2 protein-coding genes and 1 pseudogene are annotated in these 3,125 nt (G+C 75.3%); 2 read left to right on the top strand and 1 reads right to left on the bottom strand.

The genetic code is table 11. The annotated features are described in order from the left end of the window. Positions 1-507, bottom strand: a 507-nt coding sequence (locus VR44_RS36720; protein ID WP_211275207.1) for a nucleoside hydrolase, incomplete at its 3' end; no start/stop codon positions are given. A gap of 305 nt (positions 508-812) precedes the next feature. Between VR44_RS36720 and VR44_RS36715 the strand changes: the two genes are divergently transcribed. Continuing rightward, positions 813-1,478 carry a DUF4360 domain-containing protein gene (locus VR44_RS36715; RefSeq protein WP_045952003.1) on the top strand — a complete coding sequence of 222 codons (666 nt, stop codon included), beginning with the start codon at positions 813-815 and terminating at the stop codon, positions 1,476-1,478. A 72-nt stretch (positions 1,479-1,550) separates the two neighbouring features. After that, positions 1,551-3,125, top strand: a pseudogene (locus tag VR44_RS36710) (hypothetical protein); the annotation flags it as partial.

The following is a 3,125-nucleotide window of genomic DNA, read 5'->3' as shown; positions in this document are numbered from 1 at the left end:
GGTGTACACGTTGAACTCGGCCGCCGGGGTCCGGTTGCCGCGCTCCGTGGATCCCCCCATCAGCACGATCTCGTGGATCCGGGAGGCGCATTCGGGGTAACGGGTCAGCAGCAGCGCGATGTTGGTGAGCGGGGCCGTCGGCACCAGCGTCACCGCCTCCGGGTGCTCGACCAGGAGCCGCCGCATCAGTTCCACCGCGTGCTCGGGCACCACGTCCACCGTGGGCTCCGGGAACCGGGGCCCGTCCAGTCCGGACGCGCCGTGCACGTCGTCGGCGACGGAGAGGGGCTGGAGCAGCGGCCGCGCGCACCCGGCGGCGATGGGCACGTCCGTGATCCCGGCGACGGTGCACACCCGGCGGGCGTTGAGGGTGGTCTTCTCCAGGGTCTGGTTCCCGGCGACCGTGGTGATGGCGAGCAGGTCGACCGCGGGATCGGCCGCCGCCAGCATGATCGCCATGGCGTCGTCGTGTCCGGGGTCGCAGTCGATGATGATCGGGACGGGCACGGGCAGTTCCTCCAGGTGGGGGCGCCGACCTGCCCAGTCTGCCGTCGCGCGGCCGCGACGGCCGCCACTTGCGCGCCAAAACGCCGTCGCCGGTGGCTCATACGTGCGCCCCGGGCCTGGCTCATACGTGCGCCCCGGGCCGGTGGCCGGACGGTTCCCCCGGACGGGTGGCCGAGGCCCGGCCCCCGGGTGACGCCTGCCGCGCCTGCGGGGTCGGGCCCGGGGAGTGTGGAACGGTTCGAGCCGATCACGCCGATCGAGCCGATCAAGCCGATCACGCACCGCAGCGACCGGAAGGACTCCCCATGTTCAGAACGGTGTTCACCGCCGGCGCGGCCGCCGCGCTCGCCGCTGCCGCCCTCACCCCCTCGGCGGGAGCCGCCACCGGCGGCGGCGCCTCCTTCGCGCCCCCGGAGCAGATCACCATCGACGTGGTCCAGGTCAACGGCTCCGGCTGCCGCCCCGGCAGCGCCACCGTGGCCGTCGCACCGGACAATACGGCCTTCACCGTCACGTACAGCGAGTACCTGGCCCAGGTGGGCCCCGACGCCAAGGCCACCGACTTCCGCAAGAACTGCCAGCTCGGACTGAGCCTCAACGTCCCGCAGGGTTACACCTTCGCCATCGCCCAGGCCGACTACCGCGGTTTCGCCAGCCTCCAGCAGGGCGCCACCGCCACCCAGAAGGCCAGCTACTACTTCCAGGGCATGTCCCAGACCGCGAGCCGCAGCCACACCCTGCGCGGCCCCCTCCAGGACGGCTGGCAGGTCTCCGACACCGTCCCCGTCGAGGCCCTCGTCTTCCACCCCTGCGGCGCGAAGCGGAACCTGAACATCAACACCGAGCTGCTCACCCAGGCCGGCACCTCCGACCCGGCCAGGACCACCAGCTTCCTGACGATGGACTCCACTGACGGCAGCATCAACACCAAGTACCACTTCGCCTGGAAGACCTGCCCCCAGCGACGCTGACACAGGTCCCCCCCCCGCGGACGCGGGGCCGGGGCGGGGGAGTTGTCGGACCCCGTCCCTAGCATGGCGTCCATGAGCAACTCGCAAGGCAGTCCGGTCTCCCGGGTGGTACGCGCCGCCCTCGCATCCCCCCGCCCCGAGGCGGCCGCCGCCGTCCCCGGTGCCGCGCTCCGGGCGGTGGAGGAGGCCCGTCCCGCGCGCACCGCGGGCGCGGCCGTCGCAGCCGCCGGCGGGGGGGACGGGGCCGCCGCGGACCGGCTGCGCGCAGGGGTGGCCGGACTGTCGGGCGCCCAGTGGCTCGGGGTGCACGACGCGCTCGCCCGGCACAAGGGCACCCTCCCCGCGCTGCTGGCCGACGTACCGCCCCCGGCGCCGCGGGCCGACCCCGGCGAGGTCCGCCCGCCCGTGCCCCGCAGCGTCCACGCCACCCTGGCCCTGCTGCTGGAGCACGCCCGGCCCGAACAGGCCGCGGCGGCCCTGGCCGCGTTCCCCGGCCGCACCCGTGACGCCCTGCTCGGGGGCGGCCCGCTCCCCGGCCCGGTGCTGGTCACCGCCGTCACGGAGCACGGTGACCAGGCCGCCCGAGCCACCCTGGCCGGCCACGCCCGGCTCGACAGCCGGATCCTGGCCCGGCTCCTCTCCGTCGGGGATGCCGGGGTCGCGGCCGCCGTGTACCGCAACCCGCGCTGCACCACGTCCCTGCGCCGCACCCTCGTCCGGAACCTGGCACGGGTGCCGATGGACGCCGGACTGCGCGCCGAACTGACCGACGGCACGCGCCGGCTCCCGGCCACCTGGCTCACCCCCCTGCTCACCTCCGGGGACCCGGAGCTCACCCTGCGCGCGCTGAGGTCCCTGGAGACGCGGGGCGTAGTCCAGCGGCACGCGCTCGTCCGTGTCTGGGAGACCGTCGGACCGCAGGCCCTCGAGGCACTGCTCGACGGCCCGGACGTCCTGCGGCACCTGACCGTTCCCGTCTGCAGGGCCGTCTGGAAGGCGCTGGCCGAGGAGGACGGTTCGGGCAACGGGCTGCACGCCCTGCGCGAGGGCGGCGAGCCCTACGAGGACCCCGCCCGGCTGCCGGCCCTGCTGGCCACCGCCCGGGGCACGAGCAGCCTGAACGCCCTGATGTCCGAGCCCTACGCCCATGACCTGGCGGCCCTCGCCGGGACGCACGCCAGGACCCCGTTCATGCCCAAGGCCTGCGAGGAACTCGCCCGGCACGAGGCGGCGGACGACGCCCAGCGCCTGGCGTTCCGGCTCAGCGTCCTCAACGAGCCCTGGCGCGCGGGCGGACGCCGCGCCGGCAACACGGAGCCGCCCGAGCGGCGCCTGGCCCGGGAACCGCTGGACGACTCGGCCGCGAAGTGGGCGGAGGGCATGGCCGCGGCCGGACTCCTCGACCCGGCCGCCCTGATCCGCACCGCCCGCCCCGCCGTCCACGCGGTGGCCGCCCTGTCCCGGCTCACCGAACGCGACCTGCTGACCGGCGCCGCCCTGGACGAGCTCCGCACGCTCACCGAAGCCCACCTGGGCGACCGCCCCGAGGCCTGGGCCGCCCTGGACACCGCCCTCCCCGGCCACGAGGGCACCCTGGAAGACCTGATAACCCACGCCGGCCGAACCCCACACCCCCGACCCCCACAC

Source organism: Streptomyces katrae, from assembly GCF_000966975.1.
GTDB classification, from domain to species: domain Bacteria; phylum Actinomycetota; class Actinomycetes; order Streptomycetales; family Streptomycetaceae; genus Streptomyces; species Streptomyces katrae.
Note: the sequence above shows the minus strand (reverse complement) of the source record. Positions and strands in the feature narration are given on the sequence as shown.